Origin of the sequence: Microbacterium sp. W4I4, from assembly GCF_030816235.1 — a bacterium.
In the GTDB taxonomy this organism is placed as follows: domain Bacteria; phylum Actinomycetota; class Actinomycetes; order Actinomycetales; family Microbacteriaceae; genus Microbacterium.
This window is the reverse complement of sequence record NZ_JAUSXT010000001.1, coordinates 2,683,022-2,708,563: the sequence shown is the minus strand read 5'-3', so window position 1 is coordinate 2,708,563 and position 25,542 is coordinate 2,683,022. Positions and strand designations below refer to the sequence as shown.

Annotated in this window: 26 protein-coding genes; 13 read left to right on the top strand and 13 right to left on the bottom strand. The window is 69.0% G+C overall.

Going from position 1 to position 25,542, the window contains the following annotated elements; all coding sequences use genetic code 11:
• Nucleotides 1–55 precede the first annotated feature (55 nt).
• A complete protein-coding gene (locus QF046_RS12855) occupies nt 56–1,588 on the bottom strand; it encodes an acyl-CoA dehydrogenase (protein ID WP_307370406.1) in 1,533 nt (510 codons plus the stop codon).
• A 378-nt stretch (nt 1,589–1,966) separates the two neighbouring features.
• On the opposite strand from QF046_RS12855, the gene QF046_RS12850 reads away from it, so the two are divergent.
• Entirely contained in the window at nt 1,967–2,191 is a 225-nt protein-coding gene (locus QF046_RS12850) for a hypothetical protein (RefSeq protein ID WP_307370404.1), read from the top strand.
• Nucleotides 2,192–2,210: 19 nt separating this feature from the next.
• Here the strand turns inward: QF046_RS12850 and QF046_RS12845 are convergent, their stop codons facing one another.
• The gene (locus QF046_RS12845) at nt 2,211–2,837 is read right to left on the bottom strand and encodes a TrmH family RNA methyltransferase (RefSeq protein ID WP_307370403.1); all 627 of its coding nucleotides are present in this window, start codon (nt 2,835–2,837) and stop codon (nt 2,211–2,213) included.
• Between the two features lie 61 nt (nt 2,838–2,898).
• Here QF046_RS12845 and QF046_RS12840 point away from each other — a divergent pair, with 61 nt between their 5' ends.
• Nucleotides 2,899–4,176, top strand: coding sequence for an Nramp family divalent metal transporter (locus QF046_RS12840; RefSeq protein WP_307370401.1), 1,278 nt, complete (start codon nt 2,899–2,901; stop codon nt 4,174–4,176).
• 15 nt (nt 4,177–4,191) lie between these two features.
• On the opposite strand, the gene QF046_RS12835 is transcribed toward QF046_RS12840, so the two are convergent.
• From QF046_RS12835 to QF046_RS12820, 4 genes are read right to left on the bottom strand one after another with little or no spacing between them, the layout of a single operon-like run.
• Nucleotides 4,192–5,157, bottom strand: coding sequence for a sugar kinase (locus QF046_RS12835; protein WP_307370398.1), 966 nt, complete (start codon nt 5,155–5,157; stop codon nt 4,192–4,194).
• On the bottom strand, nt 5,154–5,756 hold the full coding sequence (locus tag QF046_RS12830; RefSeq protein ID WP_307370395.1) for a bifunctional 4-hydroxy-2-oxoglutarate aldolase/2-dehydro-3-deoxy-phosphogluconate aldolase: 603 nt from the start codon (nt 5,754–5,756) through the stop codon (nt 5,154–5,156). The genes QF046_RS12835 and QF046_RS12830 overlap by 4 nt, the downstream gene beginning before the upstream one ends.
• A complete protein-coding gene (locus QF046_RS12825) occupies nt 5,753–6,511 on the bottom strand; it encodes an SDR family oxidoreductase (RefSeq protein ID WP_307370393.1) in 759 nt (252 codons plus the stop codon). Before QF046_RS12825 ends, QF046_RS12830 begins: the two co-directional genes overlap by 4 nt.
• On the bottom strand, nt 6,508–7,542 hold the full coding sequence (locus QF046_RS12820) for a zinc-binding dehydrogenase (protein WP_307370391.1): 1,035 nt from the start codon (nt 7,540–7,542) through the stop codon (nt 6,508–6,510). The genes QF046_RS12825 and QF046_RS12820 overlap by 4 nt, the downstream gene beginning before the upstream one ends.
• 161 nt (nt 7,543–7,703) lie before the next feature.
• Here QF046_RS12820 and QF046_RS12815 point away from each other — a divergent pair, with 161 nt between their 5' ends.
• The 5 genes from QF046_RS12815 to QF046_RS12795 all read left to right on the top strand — a co-directional run bounded on the left by QF046_RS12815 (nt 7,704) and on the right by QF046_RS12795 (nt 12,239).
• Nucleotides 7,704–8,711 carry a TRAP transporter substrate-binding protein gene (locus QF046_RS12815; RefSeq protein WP_307370388.1) on the top strand — a complete coding sequence of 336 codons (1,008 nt, stop codon included), beginning with the start codon at nt 7,704–7,706 and terminating at the stop codon, nt 8,709–8,711.
• Between the two features lie 13 nt (nt 8,712–8,724).
• Nucleotides 8,725–9,240 (top strand): TRAP transporter small permease, encoded by a 516-nt coding sequence (locus QF046_RS12810; protein ID WP_307370387.1) that lies wholly within the window; start codon nt 8,725–8,727, stop codon nt 9,238–9,240.
• Entirely contained in the window at nt 9,237–10,544 is a 1,308-nt protein-coding gene (locus tag QF046_RS12805) for a TRAP transporter large permease (RefSeq protein ID WP_307370385.1), read from the top strand. The genes QF046_RS12810 and QF046_RS12805 overlap by 4 nt, the downstream gene beginning before the upstream one ends.
• A gap of 66 nt (nt 10,545–10,610) precedes the next feature.
• Nucleotides 10,611–11,447, top strand: coding sequence for a 5-dehydro-4-deoxy-D-glucuronate isomerase (kduI, locus tag QF046_RS12800; protein WP_307370383.1), 837 nt, complete (start codon nt 10,611–10,613; stop codon nt 11,445–11,447).
• 3 nt (nt 11,448–11,450) lie between these two features.
• Nucleotides 11,451–12,239: an IclR family transcriptional regulator gene (locus QF046_RS12795; protein ID WP_307370382.1), complete on the top strand. Its 789-nt coding sequence runs from the start codon at nt 11,451–11,453 to the stop codon at nt 12,237–12,239.
• A gap of 68 nt (nt 12,240–12,307) precedes the next feature.
• On the opposite strand, the gene QF046_RS12790 is transcribed toward QF046_RS12795, so the two are convergent.
• Nucleotides 12,308–14,854, bottom strand: coding sequence for a rhamnogalacturonan lyase (locus QF046_RS12790; RefSeq protein WP_307370380.1), 2,547 nt, complete (start codon nt 14,852–14,854; stop codon nt 12,308–12,310).
• A gap of 192 nt (nt 14,855–15,046) precedes the next feature.
• Between QF046_RS12790 and QF046_RS12785 the strand changes: the two genes are divergently transcribed.
• On the top strand, nt 15,047–15,373 hold the full coding sequence (locus QF046_RS12785; RefSeq protein ID WP_307370378.1) for a hypothetical protein: 327 nt from the start codon (nt 15,047–15,049) through the stop codon (nt 15,371–15,373).
• Nucleotides 15,374–15,393: 20 nt separating this feature from the next.
• On the top strand, nt 15,394–16,026 hold the full coding sequence (locus tag QF046_RS12780) for a metal-dependent transcriptional regulator (protein ID WP_307370376.1): 633 nt from the start codon (nt 15,394–15,396) through the stop codon (nt 16,024–16,026).
• A 166-nt stretch (nt 16,027–16,192) separates the two neighbouring features.
• On the opposite strand, the gene QF046_RS12775 is transcribed toward QF046_RS12780, so the two are convergent.
• The gene (locus QF046_RS12775; protein ID WP_307370374.1) at nt 16,193–17,593 is read right to left on the bottom strand and encodes an FAD-binding oxidoreductase; all 1,401 of its coding nucleotides are present in this window, start codon (nt 17,591–17,593) and stop codon (nt 16,193–16,195) included.
• Nucleotides 17,594–17,748: 155 nt separating this feature from the next.
• On the opposite strand from QF046_RS12775, the gene QF046_RS12770 reads away from it, so the two are divergent.
• The gene (locus tag QF046_RS12770) at nt 17,749–17,913 is read left to right on the top strand and encodes a hypothetical protein (protein WP_307370371.1); all 165 of its coding nucleotides are present in this window, start codon (nt 17,749–17,751) and stop codon (nt 17,911–17,913) included.
• Between the two features lie 12 nt (nt 17,914–17,925).
• Here QF046_RS12770 and QF046_RS12765 read toward each other — a convergent pair whose 3' ends face one another.
• The 5 genes from QF046_RS12765 to QF046_RS18310 all read right to left on the bottom strand — a co-directional run bounded on the left by QF046_RS12765 (nt 17,926) and on the right by QF046_RS18310 (nt 22,199).
• Nucleotides 17,926–18,843, bottom strand: a complete 918-nt coding sequence (locus QF046_RS12765) for a carbohydrate ABC transporter permease (protein ID WP_307370369.1) — start codon at nt 18,841–18,843, stop codon at nt 17,926–17,928.
• A complete protein-coding gene (locus tag QF046_RS12760) occupies nt 18,840–19,730 on the bottom strand; it encodes a carbohydrate ABC transporter permease (protein ID WP_307370367.1) in 891 nt (296 codons plus the stop codon). The genes QF046_RS12765 and QF046_RS12760 overlap by 4 nt, the downstream gene beginning before the upstream one ends.
• A 73-nt stretch (nt 19,731–19,803) precedes the next feature.
• Nucleotides 19,804–21,096: an ABC transporter substrate-binding protein gene (locus QF046_RS12755; RefSeq protein WP_307370365.1), complete on the bottom strand. Its 1,293-nt coding sequence runs from the start codon at nt 21,094–21,096 to the stop codon at nt 19,804–19,806.
• A 115-nt stretch (nt 21,097–21,211) separates the two neighbouring features.
• Nucleotides 21,212–22,024, bottom strand: a complete 813-nt coding sequence (locus QF046_RS12750) for a substrate-binding domain-containing protein (protein WP_373425759.1) — start codon at nt 22,022–22,024, stop codon at nt 21,212–21,214.
• A complete protein-coding gene (locus tag QF046_RS18310; protein ID WP_373425758.1) occupies nt 21,909–22,199 on the bottom strand; it encodes a LacI family DNA-binding transcriptional regulator in 291 nt (96 codons plus the stop codon). Before QF046_RS18310 ends, QF046_RS12750 begins: the two co-directional genes overlap by 116 nt.
• A 132-nt stretch (nt 22,200–22,331) precedes the next feature.
• On the opposite strand from QF046_RS18310, the gene QF046_RS12745 reads away from it, so the two are divergent.
• The 3 genes from QF046_RS12745 to QF046_RS12735 all read left to right on the top strand — a co-directional run bounded on the left by QF046_RS12745 (nt 22,332) and on the right by QF046_RS12735 (nt 25,420).
• Entirely contained in the window at nt 22,332–22,919 is a 588-nt protein-coding gene (locus tag QF046_RS12745) for a YdeI family protein (RefSeq protein ID WP_307370359.1), read from the top strand.
• A gap of 78 nt (nt 22,920–22,997) precedes the next feature.
• Entirely contained in the window at nt 22,998–23,333 is a 336-nt protein-coding gene (locus QF046_RS12740) for a helix-turn-helix transcriptional regulator (protein ID WP_307370356.1), read from the top strand.
• A gap of 53 nt (nt 23,334–23,386) precedes the next feature.
• Nucleotides 23,387–25,420, top strand: coding sequence for a cation-translocating P-type ATPase (locus QF046_RS12735; RefSeq protein ID WP_307370352.1), 2,034 nt, complete (start codon nt 23,387–23,389; stop codon nt 25,418–25,420).
• The last annotated feature ends 122 nt before the right edge of the window (nt 25,421–25,542 follow it).

Genomic DNA, 25,542 nt, shown 5'->3' with positions numbered 1-25,542 from the left:
GCTCGGTGGCTCGGCGAACGTGGCGGGCGCGCGGGGCGCGGGCGCGCGGGGCGCGTCAGCGCACTTCGCCGGCGGCGACCGTCTCGGCGAGCATGTGCACGCGGGGCAGGTGGTGGGCGCCGTAGAAGTCCGCGGAGCGCAGGCGGGCGGCATCCGCCTCGTCCTGCGTCTCGTGCGCGAGCACGGCGACGACGGCGAGCGCATGCATCCAGCCGCCGGCGAGCGTGCCGAGCAGCATGAGGTACGGCACGCTCACGCCGTACGCGTCGCGGGTCTGGCCGAAGCCGAGGACGGATGCCGTGGCGGCACGCCCCGCGGCGATCGCCCTCTCCATGCGATCGGCGGTGCGCGTCGCGACCGCGTCGTCCAGTCCGCGCAGCGCCTCGACCGTCTCGGCCATCGAATCGAAGAGCTGCGAAGCCGTGGCGCCGCCGTCGCGGACCACCTTCCTCCCGATCAGGTCGTTCGACTGGATCGCGGTCGTGCCCTCGTAGATCGGCATGATCCTGGCATCCCGATAGTGCTGCGCGACGCCGGTCTCCTCGATGAAGCCCATCCCACCGTGCACCTGGATCGCGTCGCTGGTGAGAGCGACGGCATCCTCGGTGGTCCACCCCTTCAGCACCGGCACGAGGAACTCGGCGCGCGCGAGCGTGCCGTCGGTCTCCGCGCGGTCGAACTGGTCGCCCAGGTAGACGCCCAGTGCGCGCATCGCGAAGATGCGGCTCTGCATCGACAGCAGCAGGCGGCGCACATCCGGGTGCTCGGCGATGGTGGTGCCGGCGGGCCGGTCGAGCACCCCGCCCTGCAGACGCCCCTCCGCATACGAGACGGCCTGCTGGTAGGCGCGGTCCGAGATGCCGGTGGCCTGGAAGCCCATGCCGGCCCGGGCGGAGTTCATCATCACGAACATCCCGGCGAGCCCTCCGCCGACTTCACCGACGAGGTAGCCGGTGGCATCCTCGTAGGCGAGCACGCAGGTGGGGCTGCCGTGGATGCCGAGCTTGTGCTCGATCGCGACCGTCGTGACCGCATTGCGCTCGCCCAGCGAACCGTCGGCGTTCACGAGACGCTTCGGCGCGACGAACAGCGACAGACCCTTGGCGCCCGCAGGAGCGCCCGGCGTGCGCGCGAGCACGAGGTGCACGATGTTCTCGGCGATGTCGTGGTCGCCCCAGGTGATGAAGATCTTCTGCCCGCTGATGCCCCAGGAGCCGTCATCGCGCGGCGTCGCCATGGTGCGGATCGCACCCAGGTCGGTGCCGGCCTCGGGCTCGGTCAGGTTCATCGTGCCGGTCCACTCGCCCGAGACGAGCTTGGTCAGGTACGTCTCGCGGATCTCGTCGGATGCCGCGGCATCCAGCGCGTGGATCTGACCGGCCGTCAGCAGCCAGCACAGCGCGAAGGCGGCGTTCGAGGCGTTCCAGATCTCGCCGAGCCCCGCGCGGATCGAACCGGGAAGCCCGTCGCCTCCTGCGGATTCGGGCGCCTCGGCGGTGATCCAACCGGCCTCGACGAATGCCTGGTAGGCCTCGGCGAATCCGGCGGGCAGGCGCACCCTGGCCGTCGTCGAGACGGGCGCCCTCACGGTCGCCGACGGTCTCGAGAGGAGCGAGGACGGATGCCGCGAACTCGCCGGCACCCGCGATGATCTCGGTCGCATCGTCGGCGCTGAACGCGCCGCCCGTGCCGCGCGCTACCAGGTCGAGCCCGAAGGCCTCGCCGAAGAGGAAGGCGTAGTCCGAGACCGGGGGAATGTAGTCGGATGCCATGGTGCACTCCTTCATGAACGCCTTTGCTGAGACTGAGAATCAGTGTACGCGAGACTGCGTGTCATCGGGAGAGGATTCCCCTGCACAGTTCGTCATTTTCGGAGACTGTCCCCATGCCGTGGGATGCCGCACTACGACGTCAGCGACCACTGGCATCCTGGGGTGAAACGGGCGATGATGGAGAGGTGCTCACGATGACAGAACCGCAGGTATGGGCGCTGATCGGCGTCTTCGCCACCGGCCTGTTCGGCATGCTGACGCTGATGTCTACCATGTTCGTGCGTGTCATCCGCACGGAGATCGGCTCGCTGCGGAGCGAGATGTCGTCCGAGTTCCGCGGCATCCACCAGCGCATCGACCGTCTCGACAGCGATGTCAACGCCCTGATGAAGCACACCTTCGGCATCCAGCGCGACTGACCTCAGGTCACGCACGCTCTCAGGCGTACCGGCGGCACCACTCGTACATCACGACGGCCGCCGCCGCGCTCGCGTTGATCGAGCGGGTCGAGCCGTACTGCGTGATCTCGATGTGTCCGGATGCCGCGGCGAGCGCCTCCTCCGAGAGCCCCGGCCCCTCCTGCCCGAACAGCAGCACGCAACGCTCGGGCAGCTCCGCCTTGTCGACCGGCACCGCTGCACCGACGTTGTCGACGGCGATGATCGGGATGCCGGCTTCGGCCGCCCATTCCGTGAACGCCTCGACATCCGGATGGTGCACGACATGCTGATAGCGGTCGGTGACCATCGCGCCGCGCTTGTTCCACCGGCGGCGGCCGATGATGTGCACGGTATCGGCGAGGAACGCGTTTGCGCTGCGCACGATCGAACCGATGTTCATGTCGTGCTGCCAGTTCTCGATGGCGACGTGGAACGGATGCCGCTGCAGGTCGAGGTCGGCGACGATGGCATCCATCCGCCAGTAGCGGTAGCGATCGATCACGTTGCGGGTGTCGCCGCGCTCGAGAAGCTCCGGATCGTACGGGCCATCCTCGGGCCACTCCCCCTGCCAGGGTCCGACCCCGTGGGTCGTGCGCTCCGGGGTCTCTTCGGGGGTCTCGTCCATCCCCTCCAGAGTAGCCCCGCTCCTCTGGCCCCACCCGCGCTGGCCGTGCTAATTTTTAGGCATGCCTAAAAATCTGGCGACGAGGCCGCAGGCGAGACCCCGCCTGACCACGAACCTGCGCGCCGCCGCCCTGCTCGGTCCCGCGCTCGTCGCCGGCGTCGCCTACCTCGACCCGGGCAACGTCGCCAGCAACATGACCGCCGGCGCCCGCTACGGGTACCTGCTGGTGTGGGTGGTGATCGCCGGCAACGTGATGGCCTGGCTGATCCAGTACCTCTCCGCCAAGCTCGGCCTGGTCACCGGCCGCAGTCTGCCCGAGGTGCTCGGCCAGCGCATCCGCAACCGCTGGGCGCGGCGCGCGTTCTGGCTACAGGCCGAACTCGTCGCGATGGCGACCGACATCGCCGAGGTGCTGGGCGGCGCGGTCGCGCTGAACCTCCTCTTCGACATCCCCCTCATCTACGGCGGCGTCATCACCGGCGCCGTCTCGATCACCCTGCTGGCCGTGCAGTCGCGTCGCGGGCCGCGGCACTTCGAGTTCGTCATCATCGGACTGATGGCGGTGATCGTGATCGGCTTCGTCGCGGGGCTCTTCGTCGCCCCGCCGGATCCGGCGGCGATCGCCGGCGGGATGCTGCCGCGGTTCACCGACAGTGGATCGGTGCTGCTGGCGGCATCCATCCTCGGTGCGACGATCATGCCGCACGCCATCTACGCCCACAGCGCGCTCGCGCGCGACCGATTCCCGACCGGACCGGGCCATGCGCCCGATCCGGCGCGCCCGTCGCTGAGGATCCTGCTCACTGCCACCCGCTGGGACGTGACGATCGCGATGGTGATCGCTGGTTCCGTGAACCTCGCGATCCTGCTGCTGGCCGCCGCGAACCTCGCCGGCGTCTCGGGCACCGACTCGCTCGAGGGCGCGCACGCCGCCATCACCGCGAACCTGGGCGGACTGATCGGCACGCTGTTCGCGGTGGGGCTGCTGGCATCCGGTCTCGCGTCGACATCCGTGGGCGCCTATGCCGGGGCCGAGATCATGCACGGGCTGCTGACCGTTCGCGTCCCGCTGCTCGCACGGCGTCTGGTCACCCTCATCCCGGCGCTCTTCATCCTCGGGGTCGGCTTCGACCCCACGCTCGCGCTGGTGCTGAGTCAGGTGGTGCTGTCGTTCGGCATCCCCTTCGCACTCATCCCGCTCGTCGCCCTGACCTCGCAGCGCCGCACGCTCGGCGAGCACGTCAACCGGCGCCTGACGACGATCCTCGGCATCGTGTTCGCGATCCTGCTGATCACCCTCAACGCGGTGCTGCTGTGGCTGGTGCTGACGGGGGCCTGATGCTCCCGCCGCGGATCAGCGGCGGACGGGCTCCGGATCGGGATCGCTGAAGGCGCGCAGGTCGGCGTGCGAAGGCGCGGCCTCCCAGTCCCCCTCCACCGTGCAGGCGAACGCGCCGCAGGCGACGGCGGTGGCCATCCGCTGGTCGAGCTCCGCTCCGGCGACGGTCTCCGCGAGCCATCCGGAGACGAAGGCGTCTCCGGCGCCGACCGTGTCGACGACATCCACCGTGATGGCGGAGGCCTCCACGCGGCGCTCACCGGCGTCGTCGCGCACTGCGGCGACGGCGCCGTCCGCCCCGCGCTTGATCACCGCGCACGCCGCACCGAGCGACAGCAGCGCCTCGAGCTGGCCGTCGACCCCGCGCTCGCCTGTGGTGAGCTCGGCCTCGTCCTCGCCCGCGAACACGATGTCCGCCCGCTCCGCGAGGCCGCGGTACGCGGCGCCCGGATCCGAGCCGGCCCGCCACAGCGCAGAGCGATGGTTGACGTCGAACGAGACCAGCACGCCCGCCGCGTGCGCGCGGTCGATGGCCGCGTGCACGGCGCCCAGCGTGCCGGCGCCGAGCCCGGCCGAGATGCCGGTGATGTGCAGGATCCGCGTGCTCTCGATGAGACCCTCGGGGATGTCCGCACCGACCAGCCGTCGTCCGGCCGCGGCCTCGCGGTAGTAGACGATGCGCGTCGCGCCCGCGCGGGGCCGCTCCTTGATCATGAGTGCCGTGGGCGCGCTGTCGTCCCGCACGGCCCAGACGCCGACGCCCTCCGCACGGATCTCCCGCAGGATCATGTCGCCGATGTCGTCGCTGCCGACACGGCCGCACCATCCGGCGCGCGCGCCGAGACGGGACACTCCGATCGCGACGTTGCTCTCGGCCCCGCCGAACCCGAGCCGCAGGTCGCGGACGTGCGACAGCCTTCCGGCGCGCTGCGGCACGAGCAGGCCGAGACTCTCGCCGATGGCCAGGACGTCGAGGCTCATCGCGCCAGCTCCATGGCCGCGCGCGCAGCCTGGGCCACCGCGTCGGCGCCGTCCACCGCCCGCTTGGTGATCCAGCTGCCGCTCGCGGCGAACACGGCCGGATGCCGCAGATGCTCGGCGAGGTTCTCGGGCGAGACGCCGCCTGAGGGCATGAACTTCGTCCGCGGGTACACGTCCGCGTACGCGGAGAGCACCGACAGCGCCTGGAACGGGCCGGCCGGGAAGAGCTTCAGCCGATCCAGTCCCATCCGCATGGCCGCCTGCACCTCGGTGGCGGTCAGCACGCCGGGGACGATCGGCAGACCGGCATCCTGCACGACGCGCACCACGTCGGCATCCAGTCCCGGCGTCACGACGAATCGCGCGCCGGCCGCGATCGCGTCGCGCGCCTGGGCGACGTCGAGCACGGTCCCGGCGCCGACCAGCAGGTCGCCGCGCGCAGCCAGTCGCTCGATCGCGGGCAGTCCGTGCTCGCTGCGCAGGGCGACCTCGACGACGGGCAGCCCGCCGGCGACGAGTCCCTCGCCGATCGCGTCTATGTGCGCCGCGTCGGCGATGGATGCCAGCGGGATGATCCGGTGATCGAACAGGGCGCTCATCGGGCCAGCCATCCGCCGTCGACGGGCAGCACGACGCCGGTGACGTACGAGCTGGCAGGACTCGCCAGGAACACGGTCGCCCCGCCGAGATCCTCCGCACGACCCCAGCGCCCGGCCGGGATGCGCGAGAGGATCGCCTCCGAGCGCTCGGAGTCCTCACGCAGCGCCTCGGTGTTGTCGGTGGCGATGTATCCCGGTGCGATCGCGTTCACGGTCACGCCGCTGGACGCCCACTCGTTGGCCAGCGCCTTCACGACACCGGAGATGCCGGATTTGGCCGCGGCGTAGCCGGGCACGTTGATGCCGCCCTGGAAGGTGAGCAGGCTGGCGGTGAAGATGATGCGGCCGGAGCCGCGCTCGATCATGCCGGCGCCCACGCGCTGGGCAAGCGCGAACTGGCTGGACAGGTTCACGGCGATCACCTCGTCCCACCATTCCAGCGGATGCTCGGCCGCGGGCGCGCGCCGGATCGTCCCGGCATTGTTGACGAGGATGTCGGCGCGGTCCTTCACGGCATCCGCGAAGGCGATGACCGCATCCCGGTCGGTGAAGTCGACCGCGTGGCCCTCGAAGCTGCGCCCGAGCTCGCGCACCCGGCGGCCGATCGCACCGCCATCGGCCTCCTGGCGGGCGGACGCGGCGATGATGTCGGCGCCGGCGGCGGCGAGCGCCTCGGCCATGGCGTAGCCGATTCCCCGGCGAGCGCCTGTGACGACGGCGGTGGTTCCGGACAGGTCGAACAGTGCGGCACTCATGCGGAGATCTCCTCGTGCGAGCGAACATCGACGAGCAGCTTCATGGCCCGTGCTTCGGAAAGCGCGGCGAAGGCCCGCGCGGCCTGATCGAGGGGGACGACATCGGTGATGATGTCGTCGGCGGGGATCTCTCCTGCGGCGATCAGCGCCACGGCGCGTTCGAAGTCCTCGCGCTCGTACACCCGCGCGCCGAGGATCTCCAGCTCGCGCCAGAAGATGCGGTGCAGGTCGATGGGGACCGGGTTCGGGTGGATGGCGACCATCACGACGCGCCCGCGTACCTTGGCGTGCGCGGTGGCATCCAGCGCGGTGGCGGCGATGCCGGCCACCTCGAACACGACGTCCGCACCGGCCCCGCCTGTCGCGTCCTGCACGATCGCGGCGAGGTCATCGTGCAGCGGATCCACGACGCGCGCACCGTGCTTCGCGGCGAGCGCGCGGCGCTCCGCGTTCGGCTCGGCGACGATCACGTCGGCGCCGGTGCGCGCGGCGACGAGGGCGATCAGCTGCCCGATCGGCCCTCCGCCGATCACGAGGGCGGTCTCGCCGGCTGCGAGGCGTGCCCGGCGCACGTCGTGCGCCGCAACGGCCAGCGGCTCGATCAGGGCGGCGTGCGCGAGATCGACGTCGTCGGGCACGGGGATGACGATGGATGCCGGCACGGTCCAGAGCTCCTGCATGGCGCCGGGGGTCTCGATGCCGACGAAGTCGAGGTTCTGGCAGATGTGCCGATGGCCGGCGCGGCAGGCAGGGCAGTCGCCGCACGAGAGCAGCGGCATGACGGTGACCTTCTGGCCCGCGGCGAGATCGGAGACGGCCGAGCCGACGCTCTCGATGGTGCCGCTCATCTCGTGGCCGATCGGCTGCGGCACGGACACGCGGTGGTCCATGTGGCCGTGCAGGATGTGCAGGTCGGTGCCGCAGATCCCTGCGAAGGCGACGCGGATGCGCACGTCGCGCGATCCGGGTTCGATCGCTTCGACGTCTCGGGATTCGATCCGTCCCTGTCCGATGTAGCTCGCTGTGCGCACGAGGACTCCTCTCTGAGTGGCGTGAACCGGAACGGATTGACGGAACTTCATTCCATTTTGAGATCCGCCTGGCGGAACCCGGTTCTGTTTTGCTACTGTAGCGCCTACCCGCCCTTTCTGCGCAACGTCGCCGGAGGGATCTCGAAGAGGAGACACATCACATGCGCACGAAGAAAATGCTCGCCCTCGCCTCGGTCGCACTGCTGGCCGCAGGACTCGCCGGATGCTCGTCCGGTGGCGCAGACGACAAGGCCGGCGGCAGCCAGCACGTCCTCCGCGTCGCGTTCAACCAGAACGCCCAGCACCCGCAGGCCCAGGCGATCCTGGAGATGTCGGATGCTCTGGAAGAGGCGACGGACGGCGCCTACAAGCTCGAGCTCTACCCCGACGCCACCCTCGGCGCTCAGGAGGCCACCATCGAGCAGGTGCAGTCGGGAACCATCGATCTCGCCGTCGTCGCCGGGTCGCTGCTGGAGAACTTCAACCCCGACTTCGCCGTCGTCAACCTGCCGTACATGTACTCCTCGCCCGAGCACCAGATGTCGGTGCTCAACGACGACGACGTCGTCGGCGACCTCTACGGCACGCTCGACGCGCAGAACATCCACGTCCTCGCGGCGTACCACGGCGGCGTGCGCAACGTGTACACGAAGGAGCCGGTGAAGACCCCGGCCGACCTCAAGGGCAAGAAGATCCGCGTGATCGGATCCGACACCAACGTCAAGATGATGGAGCTCATGGGCGGCGTCGGCACGCCGATGGCCCAGGACGAGGTCTACACCGCCATCCAGTCGGGCGTCCTCGACGGCGCGGAGAACAACGAGCTGATCTACTCCTCGCTGTCCCACGCGGAGATCGCACCGTACTACTCGCGCACCGCGCACCTGATGATGCCCGACTACCTCATCGCCAGCCCCACCTTCTGGAACGGTCTGGACGATGACACGAAGGAGATCTTCCAGGACCTGGTGACGAAGTCGATCGACACCCAGCTCGCCGCCTTCGACGCCGCCACCCAGGAGGCCATCACCGCCGCGAAGGACGCCGGCGCGACGTTCATCGACGTCGACACCGACGCGTTCCGCGAGGCCGTGCTCCCGCTGCACGACGAGATCATCACCGACAGCAACCGCGCCGTCTACGACGCGATCAACGCCGCACGCGACTGACGAGGGATCACCCATGACCATGTTCCGCCGATGGCTCGACCGCATCCTGCGTTCGATCTGCATCGTGCTCTTCGGAGCGCTCGTCCTGCTGGTCGTCTGGCAGGTGTTCACCCGCCTCGTGCTCGACGACCCCAGCCCGTGGACCGAGGAGGCCGCCCGCTACGTGTTCGTCTGGGCGAGCATGATCGGCATCGCCATCGCGGTCGGCGAGAAGGCGGACGTGGTCATGGACTTCCTCGTCGAGAAGCTGCCGCGCCGGTTGCAGCGCATCGCCGACATCCTCGCCTATCTGACGACGCTCGCGTTCGTCGTCTACGTCCTGCTCTACGGCGGGATCAAGCAGAGCATGATGGCCTGGACCCAGCGCAACCCGCTTCTCCCGTTCACCCAGGGGGAGCTGTACCTCGCTCTCCCGATCGCCGGAGCGCTCCTGGCGTTCTACCTGATCCTGCACATCGTGCACGCGCTCTCGCGGAACTACACCGTGCGCGAGGGATTCCACGAAGACCCCGAGGCGGCTGCAGCATGATCGATCCCGGCCTCATCTCCGCCATCCTCATCGGCGGACTCATCATCCTGCTCGCCATCGGCGCGCCGGTCTCCATCAGCATCGCCCTGCCGTCGGCGATCTGCATGATGCTCATCATCAACTTCGACAACGGCGCGATCACCTCGGCGCAGCAGATGTTCCGCGGAGCGAACTCCTTCGCGCTGCTGGCGATCCCGTTCTTCATCCTCGCCGGCGTGATCATGAACAACGGCGGCATCGCCGAGCGGCTGATCAACCTCGCCCGCGTGATGGTCGGACGCACCCCCGCCCCTCTCGTGCAGGCCAACGTGATCGCCAACACCATCTTCAGCACGGTGTCGGGATCGGCCGTCGCCACCGCCGCGGCCGTCGGCGCCACCATGAGCCCGATGATCCGCAAGTCCGGCTACGACCGCTCCTTCTCCGCTGCCGCGAACGTCGCCTCGGCACCCGCCGGCATGCTCATCCCGCCAAGCAACACGCTCATCATCTACTCGCTGGCCGCCGGCGGCACCTCCGTCGGCGCCCTGTTCATGGCCGGGTACATCCCCGGACTGCTGTGGGCGGGCGCCTGCGGCGCCGTGGTCTACTTCTACGCCCGCCGTCACCCCGAGCTGAAGGGCGAGGCGTTCCCCGGCTGGGGTGTGTTCTTCGCCACGGTGCTGCGCGCCATCCCGTCGCTCGGGCTCATCGTCGTCGCCATCGGCGGCATCGTGGCAGGATTCTTCACCCCGACCGAGGGCTCGGCCGTGGCCGTGGTCTACGCGCTCGTGCTGTCGCTGCTGTACCGCACGGTGCGCTTCCGCGACATCCCCGGCATCCTCTACGAGGCATGCCGCACCAGTTCGATCGTGATCTTCCTGATCGCCGTGTCGTCCATCATGGGCTACGTCATGACCTACGCCCGGCTGCCGCAGCTCATCGCGGACACGCTGTTCGGCTGGACGGACTCCAAGGTCGTCGTGCTGTTGATCATGATGGTCATCCTGCTGCTGATCGGCATCCCTCTGGACCCGACGCCGGCGATCCTGATCTTCGTGCCGATCTTCCTGCCCATCGCCGTCTCGTACGGCATCGATCCGGTGCACTTCGGCATCATGATGGTCTTCAACCTGTCGATCGCCGTGATCTCGCCACCATCCGCGCCCGTGCTCTTCGTCGGTACCCAGGTCGCGAATGCCAGGCTCGAGAAGGTCATCATCAAGCTGACACCGTTCCTGATCGTGCTCATCGCGCTGCTGTTCGTCGTCGTGTTCGTGCCCGATCTGTCGCTGTTCCTGCCGCGACTGCTCGGACTCGTGTAGTCGGCGGACGAAGCATCCGCCCCGGCCGCCACTCGGCCGGGAATCCGTCCCACAGAAGGAGAGACCATGCCCAGCGCCATGCGCGGCCCCGTCGCCGCCGAGCAGATGTCCGGCTTCACCCAGCAGGACCTCCGCGACCGATTCCTCGTCGAGGATCTGCTGGTCGCCGGTGAGTTCGTCGCGATCCCGACCCACTACGACCGGGTGGTAGCCGTGGGCGCCGTGCCCCTGGCCGAGCCGATCGCGCTGGCGGCGATCCCCGAGATCCGCTCGGAGTTCTTCCTCGAGCACCGCGAGATCGGGATCGTGAACGTCGGCGGCCCGGGTGTCATCGACACGCAGGACGAGTCGTGGACGATGGAGCGCGAAGCGGTGCTGTACCTGGGTCGCGGCACGAAGGACGTGCTGTTCCGCTCGGTCGATCCGGCGAACCCCGCCAAGTACTACGGGTTCTCCGCTCCCGCGCACACCGCGTTCCCGAACGCCGTCGCCGCACCCGATCAGGGCACGATCCGCGAGCTCGGCGATCAGTCCACGGCCAACCGGCGCACGCTGCGCCAGTGCATCCACGAGAACGGCATCCGCAGCTGCCAGGTCGTGATGGGCGTCACCCGGCTGCACGAGGGCAGCATGTGGAACACCATGCCGGCGCACACGCACGAGCGGCGCACCGAGTTCTACCTGTACTTCGATGTGCAGGAGGACGCGCGGGTGCTGCACCTGGCCGGCGAGCCGGAGGAGACCCGGCACATCGTCGTGGCCGACGAGCAGCTCGTGCTCTCGCCCAGCTGGTCGATCCATTCCGGCGTGGGCACGCGTGCGTACTCCTTCGTGTGGGCCATGGCGGGCGAGAATCAGTCGTTCGACGACATGGATCACGTGCAGATCACTGAGATGATGTAGTCGATGAGTGAGCAGATCAGCCCGGCGCGACCGCGCTCGGAGCGGAGTGCGCCCTCCGGCGGCGCGAGCAAGAAGACGCTGGGAGTGCTCGAGGCAGCTCTGCTCAACGACCGATTCACCGACATCGTCGCCGAGACCGGGCTGCCGAAGTCCACGGTGCACCGCATCCTCGCGACCCTCGTCGACGAGGGCTTCGTCGCGGGGGATGCCGAGCAGGGGTTCCGGGCCGGACCGCGGTTCATGACGCTCGCCGGGCGGGCGATCTCGAATCTGGACATCTCGCAGATCGCTCAGCCGGTCGTCGATCGGCTGGTGGCATCGGTGGACTGCACGGTGCACGTCGGCGTCGTCTCCGGAGACCAGATGGTCTATGTCATCCGCACGGACTCCTCCAAGCCGTACCGGATGCGCTCGCGCGTCGGCCTCGCCATCCCGATGCACTCCACCGGGATGGGGAAGGTCGCGCTCGCCTCGTGGACCGACGATGAGGTGGCCGCGCTCGCTGCGCGCACCGGCCTCCCGTCCTACACGAATACGACCATCACCGACCTCGACCGGCTGCGCGAGTCGCTCGACGGCATCCGCTCCCGCGGCTACGCCCTCGATCTGGGCGAGAACGAGGTGGGGACGGTGTGCGTGTCCGCAGCGATCCGCGATCACACCGGCCGGGTCACCCATGGGCTGTCGGTGTCGTCGATCGCGCTCGAGCACCCGGGCTCCAGCATCGAGAGCCTGGCCCCGGCAGCCGTGGCCGCCGCCGACGAGATCTCGCGCCTGCTCGGCGCCCCCTGACCGCGCGAAAGAGCGCACGGCCCGTTCGCGGGAACGGACCGTGCGCTCTGTCAGGGTCGAGGCCGGGGTCAGCGGCTGCTGAACTCCCCGGTCCACTGGGAGGTCGCGCCGTCGGCGACGCGGTACCAGGCATCCGGCACGGCGACGACCGTCGCCTCGCCCGTGACCCGCACCTTGCCGTTGGCAGAGGCGACCTTCTCACCGTCGACGTAGTACGTGACGCCCTTGACGTTCTTGGGCACCTGCACCTCGTCGTGAGCGGTGCCAGGGCGGTCCTTGAACGTCGGAGCGGCCGGAGTCACCGGCGCGGTCAGCACCGGCACCTTCGCCCAGTCGACGTCACTGGCCAGATAGAACGACGTGTACGCCGGCTGGTTGTAGGCCGTCTGCTGGCGAGCCGTCTCGGCGCGGTACTGCACGTCGTGCATGAGCGTGGTCAGCTTGTGCGCGGTCACCTCGGTCGACGTGTAGAAGCGCAGCGCGCTCGAATCGGCCGTGCGCACCAGCAGCTCCTCGCGCCAGTCGCCCAGCACATCGGCGACCAGGGACGGGGTGCCCTTGGTGGAGTTGTTCGTGCGGGTGCCGTCGGCAGTGAGAACCGTGCCGCGCGTCCAGTCGTCGATCGTCGGCGTCTGGTCCCCGCTGCCGTTCACGATCTGCGTGGTCATGTCGGCAGCCCAGCGGATCGACATGTTCGTGCCGGGCGTCTTCGTGTCCACGATCTCGCCCTGCGCGCTCAGAAGCCCACTGGCATCCGTGCCGCCGGGCATGCTCGACCACACCTCGATGCCGGGAACGTCGGCACGCACATCGCCGATCATCGCCCGGCCGGTGTCCCTGCCGGAGTACGCGCCGAACTGCACCTCGCCGGTGGCGGCATCGCGCAGCGCCGAGCCGTAGGGCGCGTACGTGCCGCCCTCATGCGCGGTCCAGATCTCCAGACCGTCGCGGCTCGGGTCGATGTCGGTGACGTGGATCGCGTCCCCATGACCGAGGCGCACATCCGCACCCGGGTCGGCGCTGCCCTCGGGCAGCACGTCGTGCGAGCTGTACTGCACGCTGCCGTCATCGTCGAAGGTCACCGAGCCGTAGACCAGTTCCTGCTTGCCGTCGGAGTCGACGTCGGCGAAGCTCAGCGAGTGATCGCCCTGCGTGGTGATGCCGCCGTACACCGGGTCGCTGCCGTCGCGCCCGTGCGGTCCGTCGTTGAACGGGTTCGTCAGCGGTACCTGACCGCTGTCGACCTGCCAGCGCTGGGTGAGGTTCTCACCGTCCCAGTCGAAGGTCGTCACCGTCGTGCGCGTGTAGTAGCCGCGGGCGAAGGCGGCGGATGGGTGCTCGCCGTCGAGGTACCCGACGCCGGAGAGGAAGCGGTCCACGCGGTTGCCCGGCTCGATGCGCGACATCGCGTAGTCGCCCCAGAGCAGGCCGTCGTCGCCGCGCTCGGTCGGGTACGGGATGGTCTTCAGCTCCTTGCCGGTGGCGCCGTCGAACACGGTCAGGTACTCCGGGCCGTCGACGATGAAGCCCTCGAACTCGCGCAGCAGGTTCTTGCCGCTGCGGCTCGGCGCGTACACGTCGATGAACGTGTCAGCGAGCTCTTCGGCATCCGCGCGGTTCAGCGGGTACTCATGCGTGACGGGCATCCCCCACGCCTCTTCGAGCGTCGCCGGCCACTGACCGGAGGCGACCTCGGGGCGCTCGCTCCAGCCGAGGAACATGTCCACCAGGTGCTGCTCGTAGTCGGCGGCGCTCAGGCGGTAGTCGTCGTCGTTCGAGTAGCCGGCCTCGAGGTCGGACTCCGGCATCGTGACGTACTTCTCGGATGCCACCGAGCCGTCGGCGTTGTAGCTGATCGACTTGGTGCCCGGCGCCGTCTTCAGCATGGTCTCCGCGCGGCCGTCGCCGTCGAAGTCGTAGGTGAGGAACTGCGTGTAGTGCGCGCCGGCGCGGATGTTCACGCCCAGGTCGAGGCGGTTCAGCAGGGTGCCGTCGAGCTCATACGTGTCGAGGTAGACGCTGCCGGTGTAACCGCGCTGCGAGACGTCCTTCGAGTTGGAGGGGTCCCACTTGACGATGTACTCGTACTTCCCGTCGCCGTCGACATCGCCGACCGAGACGTCGTTGGCCGAGTACGTGTACGCCTCGCCCTTCGGCGTGACGCCGTCGGCCGGCTTCTGCAGCGGCAGGTCATGGAAGCCCTGCGACCAGGCCGAGACGGAATCGGATGCCGCGAGCTCGACGCCGTTCACGATCGGGGCGACCGTGTAGGTCGAGTCGGCTGAGCCTTCGGCATCCGCATAGTTCGTGCTGTCGGTGACGACGGCCAGACGCTCGCCGTCGCGGTAGACGGCGAAGTCGGGGCCGGCGAGGCCGGTCTCGGTCGCGCCGGTGGCCTCGGAGCCGAGCAGGCGCCAGCTGAGGAAGACGCCGGCATCGGTGGAGACCGCGACGAGGCCGCGGTCGAGGGTCTCGAGCTGGGGATGGCTCGAGACGGGCTTGACGGCCGCCGGGGCGACGGATGCCAATGCCGCCGGCGTGCCGACCGCGAGCATGCAGCCAGCGGTCACCACCGCCAACGACAGCCGGAACGGGCGGGATCTGGGATTCGACATTGAAACTCCTCTGGGCTGGGGCCGTTGGATAGCGCTTTCCGCGCCTGGCCGAAGTTACCCGGGTCCCCGGCCGGGGTCAACCCTTTTGACACGATTCACTCGGCCCGCGTGCGGCGCGGGGACCTGAACTCCGGTCATCCGAGGGCGGTGGTCGCGGCACGTGCGCAGGCACGGCGCGGGTAGGCTCGGTGCATGCCCTCCGCCCCCACCAAGAAGCACCGCGACGACTCCGAAGCACGTCGCGCGATGCGGCTGAGCACCTGGTTCGCCCTGTTCGCGGGTGCCCTCGGCGGAGTGCTCATCGCGTGGCCGTATCTGCTGCCGGTCGGCGGCCCCTGGGTGCAGCTCGCACTCGGCGCGATGACCCTGTTCTTCGCGTTCCGCGCGCGCACCATCGGCTCCCGCGGCGTCGACGACTACGACGGCCGACTGTCGCTGCTGGCCGCGTTGGCCGGCTTCGCGATCCTCTTCTTCGCCGGCAACGCGGCCTTCAAGGTCCTCGTCGCATTGGGCAGCTGAGAGCAGCTGAGGCGGCTGACATGCCCTCCCCCGCGTTCGACGATTACCTGAAGACGGTCTACTCGCACACCGAGTGGCAGGACGCACCCATCACGCCCTCGCAGCTCGCCGCCGCGCTCGCGATCGCCCCCTCGAGTGTCACCGAGATGGTGAAGAAGCTCGCCGCTGCAGGCCTCGTCTCGCACGTGCCCTACGGCGCGGTGCGGCTGACGGATGCCGGCCGCGACCGCGCACTGCACATGCTGCGCCGGCACCGACTCATCGAGACGTGGCTGGTGCGCGAGTTCGGCTACGCCTGGCACGAGGTGCACGACGAGGCCGAGGTGCTGGAGCACACCATCAGCGACCGGCTGCTGGAGGGCATCGACCAGCGTCTGGGTCGGCCGCGCTTCGATCCGCACGGCGATGCGATCCCGGATGCCGAGGGGCGCGTCGAGCGCGAGCCGTTCGTGCTGCTCGCCGAGGCGGCCGTGGGCCATTCGGGTCGCGTGCTGCGCGTGAACGACCGCGACCCCGAGCTGCTGCAGGCGCTGGAGGATGCCGGCATAGCCGTCGGCCACGAACTGACCGTCGCCGATGGCGGGATGCAGCTGGACGGGAGCCCCGTCGAGCTGCCAGACGGCGCACTCGACGTCATCTGGCTGACTGCCTGAGCATCCCGCTTCTGCCCGCGCTCAGCGCGGCACAGCTTCGGAGATCGGCACAGCTTCGGAGATCTGCACTCTTTCGGAGATCTCCGCGCGAACCTCTCCGACGATGCGCATCTCTCCGGAGTTGCGCCGCGGGTCGGCAGCTCAGGCCACCGGCACAACCGGCACGTCAGGCCACCGGCAGGGGATGCGAGGCACGCATGCGCAGCCTCGGGTCGTAGGTCGCGCGCACGCGGCGCAGCCGCTCGGCCGTCGCGTCATCGAACGCCCCTGCCGCCCCCGCGGCGTTCTCCACGAAGTTGAGGTACGGCGAGCCTCCGGCGAAGGTCCACATCGCGGCGGCGATCACTGCGACCCGTGCGGATGACACCGCCGCGAGCGCCGGCACCGGCACGATGTCGACCGCCATCATGGCGTACTCGCCGTCCAGGTGCGACAGGGCGGCATCCTGTGGCTCGGCCAGCATCCCGCCGAGATGGCGCAGCTCGATGATCATGGGCGCATCGACGGCATCCGGCCCCGCGACGGCGAGCAGGGCGGCCAGCGCCTCGTCGTCGAGGGCGTCGAACATGACGTGCTCGCTCACACCGGCGGCGGGTTCGGGTGGATCCATGTGCACCTCGAGCAGACCGATCGACGGCATCCGCGCGAAGGTGTCCATCTCGGGCCGGAGGTCGCGCAGCGGCTGCAGCAGCTCCTCGGCCCGTGCGTCGTCGGCGAGCACGGCGCCGTCGATGATGATCAGCGAGCGACCGCTGAGGAACGGCGGCAGCTCGGGAATCGGCGGGAAGCGCAGCATCCGCAGGCTCGAGGTGACCGCCCGATCGAGACCGTCGGTCCAGGTCCGCCACGCGCTCAGCACCGACGGCGCCGAGGAGAGATCCCACAACAGGAACCCGGCGTACACATCCGCGACCGGGATCAGCTCCAGTTCGATGCCGACCACGACGCCGAAGCTGCCGCCCCCGCCGCGCAGCGCCCAGAACAGCTCGTCGTGCGAGTCGGGCGCGGCATGGACCAGCTCGCCCGCCGCCGTGACGACCTCGAAGGATCGGACCCCGTGCGCGGTGAGTCCGTGCGTCCGGCCGTAGAACGACAGCCCGCCGCCGAGCACGTAGCCCGCGACCGCCACGTCGCCGGCGCTGCCGTGCAGGGCGGTGAGCCCGTGCGGCGCGGCCGCGACCACCACGTCCCGCCACAGCGTGCCGCCGGCCACCCGGGCGGCACGCTGCTCGGCATCGACCTCGACGCCCGTCAGACGGTGCAGGCGCAGCAGCAGCGCGTCTTCGAGACCCGCCTGGGTGAGCGGCATGGCGTTGTGGCCGCTGCTCTGCGGCGCGACGGGCACCCCGGCGGCGGCCGCCGCGCGCACGATGCGCTGCACCTCGTCGATGCTGTCAGGCTCCGCGACTCCGGCCGGATGCTGATCGGCGGCGAGGTTCCACGCCAGGCGAGCCTCGTCGTAGCCGGCGTCACCGGGAACGAGCACACCCGGGATATCGCGCAGCGCCGATGACGCGGCGTTGCCGGGACGCTCGGGCGCGAACTCGGAGAGGGTGGTGGAGGACATCGGGCGGCTCCTGTTTCACGAGGTGCGGCGCCGCGAGCGCAGCGTCGACGACTCCACTCTCCTCCGCGCACCACCCGGCCGCATCCCGGAGATCACTGACTTCCGCCACCGTCCGGCCGCTCCGCGTAGGCTGAGCTCCACGCGAAGGGATCCCGATGACTCAACAGGATGTGCTGTTCTTGGTGGCCGTCGTCATCATCCTGACGGTGCTGACGCTCATCGTCATGCAGCTGCTCAAGCCGCGCAAGCGCGACGACCGGGGCGAATGGTACGAGGGCCCCTGGGACGATGAGAATCGCCCGCGGGGCCCCCGGAACTGACATCGGATCAGGTCAGGATTTGACCGACCCGCTCATCAGTCCACCGATGAAGTACTTGCCCAGCAGGATGTAGACCACCAGGGTGGGGATCGACGCGATCAGCGCACCCGCCATGGACGCACCGTAGTTCGACAGCTGCGCGCCCTGCGAGAGGTTCACCAGCGACAGCGACACCGGCCCCTGATTGGCATCCGAGAGGAACAGGGCGAACAGGTAGTCGTTCCACGCCGAGGTGAACTGCCAGATGATCGTGACGACGAACCCGGGCAGCGACAGCGGCAGGATGATGCGCCAGTACGAGGCGAGCATGCCCGCGCCGTCCACGCGCGAGGCCTCCATCAGCTCTTCGGGAACGCCCTCGTAGTAGTTGCGGAAGATCAGCGTGCAGATCGGCAGACCGTAGATGATGTGCACGAGCAGCAGGGTGAGGATGTTGCTCGGCAGGCCGAGCGACGTCTTCAGCTGCACCAGCGGGACCATGATCGCCTGGTACGGGATGAACATGCCGAACAGGATCAGCGTGAACACCATGTTGGCGTACGGGAACTTCCACCGCGAGAGCACGAAGCCGTTCATCGAGCCGAGCATGGCCGAGATGACGGCGGCGGGGATCGCCAGCAGGAAGGTGCGTCCGAGCGGGGCGGCCAGGGCATCCCATGCAGTGGCCCAGTTGCCGAAGCCGGTGTTGCCGTCGGCATCCGCCTGCCAGGGCCAGCGTGCGGGCCATCCCCACGACGTGACCGCGCTGACATCCGACGGCGGCTTGAGGCTGGTGACGACGAGCACGTAGACGGGCATCAGGACGATGACCACGAACAGCAGCAGCAGCACGTACTTGGTGGTGCGGCCGATGCGCGCCCGCGTGCGGTGCGCGGTGGGGATGTTGCCGCCGGTGGTGGCGCGGCGCTCGATTCCGGTTGCGACGGTCACTTGCGTGCCCTCCTCTCGGCGCGGGCCGTGGAGATAAGGTACGGCACGATGAAGATGCAGACCAGCAGCAGCAGGACGGTCGCGATCGCGGATGCCTTGCCGTACTCACCGCCGGTCAGGGCGGTCCACATGTAGGTCGCGGGGACCTCGGTGATGTAGACGGGGCCGGTGACGGCCATGATCAGGTCGAAGACCTTCAGCGACATGTGCGCGACGATCACCAGGGCCGACAGCGCCACCGGGCTCAACTGCGGGAAGACGACGTAGCGGTAGAGCTTCCACTCGCTGGCGCCGTCCATCCGCGCCGCCTCGCGCAGCTCTTCCGGGATGCCGCGGAAGCCCGAGAGGAACAGTGCCATCACGTAGCCGGACAGCTGCCAGATCGCCGGCATGGCCATCGCGGCCATCCCCCAGCCCGGCTGGTTGTACCAGTCGTTCTGCAGGCTGCCGAGGCCGATCGAGTCGAGCAGGCGGTTCAGTCCTGAGGCCCGCTCGCCCTGCGCGGAGCTGAGCAGCCAGCGCCAGACGACACCGGATGCCACGAACGACACGGCCATCGGGAAGAGGTAGATCGAGCGGAACACGCCCTCTGCGGTCACGCCCTTGTCCAGCATCCACGCCCACAGGAACCCGAACAGCATCGTGCCCACCATGAAGAACACGGTGAAGATGCCGAGGTTGGCCAGCGAGTGCAGGAAGCGCGGCTCGGTCAGCAGGTCGGCGAAGTTCTGCAGGCCGACGAACTCGGAGGCGCTCAGCGCCGAGTCCTTCGTCATGGCCGTGGAGAAGTTCAGGCCGATCATCACGTAGACGAAGATGCCCAGCAGCACGATCGTCGGTGAGATCAGCAGCAGCGGCGGCCCCCAGTTGCGGATGCCCTTGCGCATCGACGCCCTCCTTCAGACGGGGATGCGCGCGGGGCGGCGTGGTGACGCCGCCCCGCGCACGAGGTTGTGTGAATTACTTGCCGAGGCCCTTGGTCTGCGCCTGGACGAGCGCATCCTGCAGGGTTCCCGCGTCCTTGGTGGAGACGAACTGTCCGATCGACGAGGTGATGTCGTTCAACCAGGAGACCTTGACCGCGGCACCGTGGGCCAGCGAGCTGACGACGGTGTCCTTGGCGAACGAGGCCATCGCACCCTGCTGGTACTCGGGGTAGTCGGTCGCGACCGCGTCGGTGCGAGCCGGGATCGAGCCCTTGGCGAGGTTGAACGCCTTCTGGCCGTCGGCGGAGCTGATCGTCTTCAGCCATGCCTTCGCGCCGCCGGCGTGCGGGGCGCCCACCGGAAGGGTGAACGAGTCGGCGAGGAAGTCGAACGTGCCGTCGGTGCCCGGGGTCGGCCACGTCGTGTAGTCGGTGCCGTAGGTCTTGTTCTTGGCGTCGAACTCGGCCAGCGCCCAGTCACCCATCACGTTGTAGGCGGCGGTGCCGTCGATGACCATATCGGTCGCGACGGGCCAGTCCTGGCCGGTGCCGTCGGTGTTCGCGAACGACAGCAGCTTCGTGTAATCCTCGATCGCCTTGGTGACCTTGGAATCGTCGAACTTCGTCGAACCGTCCCACAGGCCGGTGTAGCCCTCGGCGCCGAGGTCGGCGAGCAGCACGTTCTCGAACAGCTGCACCTGGGTCCAGTCGGTGGCCACGGAGAGCGGCGTCTCGACTCCGGCATCCTTCAGCTTCTGCATGTCGGCGAGCCAGGCGTCGATGTCGGCCGGTGCGGCCTTCGGGTCGATGCCGGCCTTGGTCAGCAGGTCGGTGTTCACCCACACCACGTTGGCGCGGTGGATGTTGCTGGGCACCGAGTAGATCTTGCCGTCGACCGTGAGGCGGTCCAGCAGCGTCTTCGGGAACACGTCGTTCAGACCGTTGTCCTTGTAGAACGAGCTGAGGTCCTCGATCTTGTCGGCCTCGATGTAGTCGGTGAGCTCGGCACCGGCGTGCGCCTGGAACGAGTCCGGCGGATTGTTCGCCTTCAGTCGGGAGGCGAGCGCGTTCTTCGCATTCGAGCCCGCGCCACCGGCGACGGCCGCGTTGACGAACTTCGTGTCGGGGTTCTGCTCGCCGAACACCTTGACGAGCGCGTCGAGGCCCGTCTTCTCGGATCCGGATGCCCACCACGTGAACACCTCGACCTGGCTGGCGTCGTCCGAGCCACCCTTGTTGCCGCTGCCGTTGTCGGCGTTGCCGGAGCAGCCGGCGAGCGCGATCGCGGTGACGGCGATACCCGCTACTGCTGCGAGTGCCTTGCGCATGTGATCCTCCATTGGATGATGACAGCCTGCATTTCGCGGGCCCTGTGCCATCGAATATGAAAACGTTGCCAAACGCAACCGCGTCGGGGTCACAACCAGGTAACGCCCCGCGCGATCAGCCGGGAGGCAACTCGCCGGAACCCCGCACGATCAGGCGCGTGCCCAGCGTGATGCGCCGCTCCGGACCCTCCAGTCCGGCGATGCGATCGAACAGCAGTCCTGCCGCCGCCTCGCCGATCGCCCACGGATCCTGCGCGATGGTCGTCACGGGAGGCCTCATCAGCTCGGCCAGATCGAAGTCGTCGAAGCCGACCAGCGCGGGATGCGCGTCCAGCAGCCGCAGCGCCTTGAGCACGGCCTTCGTGGTGCGACTGTTGGTGGTGAACAGCGCCGTCGGCGGGTCATCCAGCGACGACAGCTCGGCCAGCGCCTCGACGCAGACGTCCACGTCGTCGTCCACGGCGACGATCAGCTCGGGGCGGGCGGGCAGGCCGGCATCCCGCACCCCCTGGCGGAATCCCGCCTGCCGGCGCTCGGAGGTGAACCTGCCCGACGTGTGCGCGATGCAGGCGATGCTGCGGTGCCCCGCCTGCACCAGGTGCGCCACGGCATCCGCCGCACCGCGCTCGTTGTCGATGGCGATGAGGTCGGCGTGCAGTCCTCGCGGGGGACGGTCGACGAAGACGACCCTCGTGCCGGCGTCGATCTCGGCCTGCAGGAAGGAGAGGTCGGCCTCCTCATGCGCGACGACGATCAACCCGTCGAGGCGCCGACCCAGCATCCGCCGCAGCACCCGCTCGCCCTCGGCGGGGTCATCGCCGGCCGAGGCCACCAGCACGAGCAGGTCGCGCTCCTGCGCACTCTGCTCGACCGTGCTGACGAGCTGGGCGTAGAACGGGTCGGAGATGCGCGTGACGACGACGCCGATCGTGCGGGCCGAGCCCGTGCGCAGCGTGTGCGCGAAAGTCGTTGCGGCTGTACCCGAGCTCGGCGATCGCCCGCTCCACGGCCTTGCGCTTGCTGCGGCTGACGCCGCTCTTCTCGGAGACGACGCGCGACACGGTCGACAGGCCGACGCCGGCACGGGCGGCGACATCCTTCATGGTCGGCCGGCCCGCGGCGTCGGTGCTCTCGCCACTCGTCTTCGCCACACAGGGAACATTCCCATGAAAACGTTGCCAAGTCCAGGTGGGATGTCCTGCCTATGCTGAACGCAGCGCGACATGGAGGTGCGGATGGGTGCTCTGGATGACGGCGAGAAGGTCGGTGCAGCTGATGCTGCCGCCTGGCGAGCCTGGCTGGAGACGAACCATGAGTCTGCGAGCGGAGTCTGGCTGCTGAATGTGCGCGGCGCGGCAGCTGACGGCGTCGCCTACGAGGATGCCGTGCGCCACGCGCTCTGCTTCGGCTGGATCGACGGGCCGGTGCGCACCTTCGCCGAGGATTCGACGGGCAGCGGGAAGCAGGTCGGCCAGTGGTTCTCCCCTCGGCGTCGCGGCAGCGGGTGGGCGGCGACCAACAAGGCGCGTCTCGCCGAGCTCGAGTCTGCCGGGATGCTGGCGCCCGCCGGCATCCGCGTGATCGAGGCGGCGAAGGCCGACGGGTCGTGGACCGTCCTCGACGGGCCGGAGGCCGGCATCGAGACGGCGGAGTTCGCCGCGGCGCTGGATGCCGTGCCCGCCGCGCGTGCGGCGTGGGACGCCTTCCCGAAGTCGGTCAAGAAGCAGGGCCTGACCCTGATCGCCACGGCGAAGCGCGCCGAGACGCGTGCCGCACGGATCGCGAAGATCGTCGCGGATGCCGCGGAGGGCAAGCGGCCCTGACGATCTGATGCAAGACCCCGCTGCCGGTCGCGCGGTTGACCCTATTCAATTGGTCAGCACTCCCTGTATAGTCATCGTGTGCTGACTATTGCTTCTCGTCTTGATGTGATGAACCGTCTGGGCCGCGCGATGGCGGATCCGTCTCGCTCGCGAATCCTGCTCACCCTCCTGGATGCCCCCGGCTATCCGGCGGAGCTGGCGCGTGGACTGGGCCTGACACGCACGAATGTCTCCAACCATCTGACGTGTCTGCGTGGGTGCGGTCTGGTCGTCGCGACGCCGGAAGGTCGGCGTACGCGCTACGAGATCGCAGACCCGCATCTGACGGTGGGCCTGCGGCACATGCTGGAAGCCGTGGTCGCCGTCGACGAGGGCGCCCCGTGCACGGACGAGAGATGCGAGTGCTGCGCATGAGTGAAGAGTGCTGCGGGCCCGACGAGCCCCGGAAGACACGCACGATTCAGCGCATGGAGCTGACGCGTCCCCATACCGCGGGAGACGCATGCTGCGCCCCCGATCCTGGGCGGAACACCGCCGCACCCCCGGCTCACGAGGAAGGCGACGCCTGTTGCGGCCCGGCGCTGCCTTCCAGGGCCGGCGCGGATGACGATGAGCACGAGCTCCGTCCGCCGTGGTGGCGTGACCTCGCACTGCTCCCCTCGGCACTCTCGGGGCTGTTCCTGATCATCGGCTACGCCTTCGAGTGGTCGGGCATCGAGATCCCGGCGCTCGTGCTGCACGCGGCGGCTCTGCTGGCCGGGGCATACACGTTCGTCCCCGGTGCGATCCGCCGGCTGATCCGAGGCCGGCTCGGCGTCGGGCTGCTGATGACCATCGCCGCGATCGGCGCGGTTCTACTGGGCCACGTCGGTGAGGCTGCGACCTTGGCGTTCCTGTTCTCGCTGGCGGAAGCTCTCGAGGACCGCGCGATGGATCGGGCGAAAGAGGGTCTGCGTTCCCTGCTGTCCCTGATCCCCGAGACCGTGCGCGTCTCTCGCCTCGCCGGTGACACGACGATCCCGGCCGCGGACGTCCGTGAACTCGACATCCTCATCGTGGGGGCAGGCGAGCGCGTCGCCACAGACGGTGTCGTCGTGGAGGGCCGTTCGAGCTTGGACACCTCCGCGATCACCGGTGAGTCGATTCCCGTCGACGTCGATCCCGGCGATGCGGTCGCGGCGGGCTCGGTGAACGGCGCATCGACACTGCGGATCGAAGCGACCGCGGATGGCCGCGACAACTCGCTCACCCAGATCGTCTCCCTCGTGGAGCAGGCGCACGCCCGAAAGGGAGACCGCGCACGGCTTGCCGACCGCATCGCCCGCCCGCTCGTGCCCGTCGTGCTGATCGCCGCCGCCCTCGTCGCCGTGTTCGGGTTCATCGTCGGGGATCCGTCGACCTGGATCGAGCGCGCGCTCGTCGTGCTGGTCGCCGCATCTCCGTGTGCTCTCGCGATCGCCGTGCCGGTCACGGTGATCAGCGCCATCGGCTCTGCCTCGAGGTTCGGGGTCGTGATCAAGTCCGGGGAGGCGTTCGAGCAGCTCGGCACCATCCGAGCGGTCGCTCTGGACAAGACCGGCACTCTCACCCGCAATGAACCGGCCGTCGTCGATGTGCGCTCTGCAGACGGCATCTCTCGCGAAGATCTGCTGACCTGGGCGGGAGCAGTCGAAGCGACAAGCAGCCACCCGCTCGCCGCCGCGATCAGCGCCGCCGCACCCCAGAGGCTTTCAGCCGAGGACGTGATGGAAGACGCCGGCCACGGCATCACCGGCCACGTCGACGGCACCCTGGTCCGGGTCGGGAGCATTCGTTGGCTCGACCCCGGCGCGTTAAAGGGCGCGGCCGATGACATGGCCGAAAAGGGCATGACCGTTGTCGTCGTCGAAGCCGACGGCAGGATCGCCGGTCTCATCGGCATCCGCGACGAACTGCGCCCGGAATCCGCAGAGACCGTGCGACTGCTGCAGGACGCCGGAATCGGGATCACGATGCTCACCGGAGACAACGAACGCACCGCGCGCGCGATCGCCGCAGAGGCGGGCATCTCTGACATCCGCGCAGAGCAGCTCCCCGCCGACAAGGCCGCCGTCATCGAACAACTCGCAGCCGTGCGCCCGACGGCCATGGTCGGTGACGGCATCAACGACGCCCCCGCCCTCGCGACCGCCACCGTCGGAATCGCCATGGGACTGAAGGGATCAGCTGCTGCCATCGAGTCCGCCGACGTCGCCTTCACCGGCAGCGATCTCCGGCTGATCCCCGGGGCTCTCGCCCACGCTCGTCGTGGCCGCCGGATCATGACCGCGAACATCGTGCTCGCCCTCGCGATCATCGTCGTGCTCTTCCCGCTCGCGCTCTTCGGTGTGCTCGGGCTGGCCGGCGTGGTTCTCGTGCACGAGATCGCGGAGGTCTTCGTGATCCTCAACGGTGTGCGTGCTGCCCGGCGCCCTGCCGCTCTGCGGACACTTGCCGAAGTGCCCGCGCATGCCCGCGTCTGAACCACCCCACCTCGGCGACAGACACGCCACCCCCGCGACCAGAGACAGAATCGAAGCGCTCTCGCTGAATAGGCCTGCTGAAAACCTTCCAAGCCGTGCGCCGATGTCGATTCGCCGAGCTC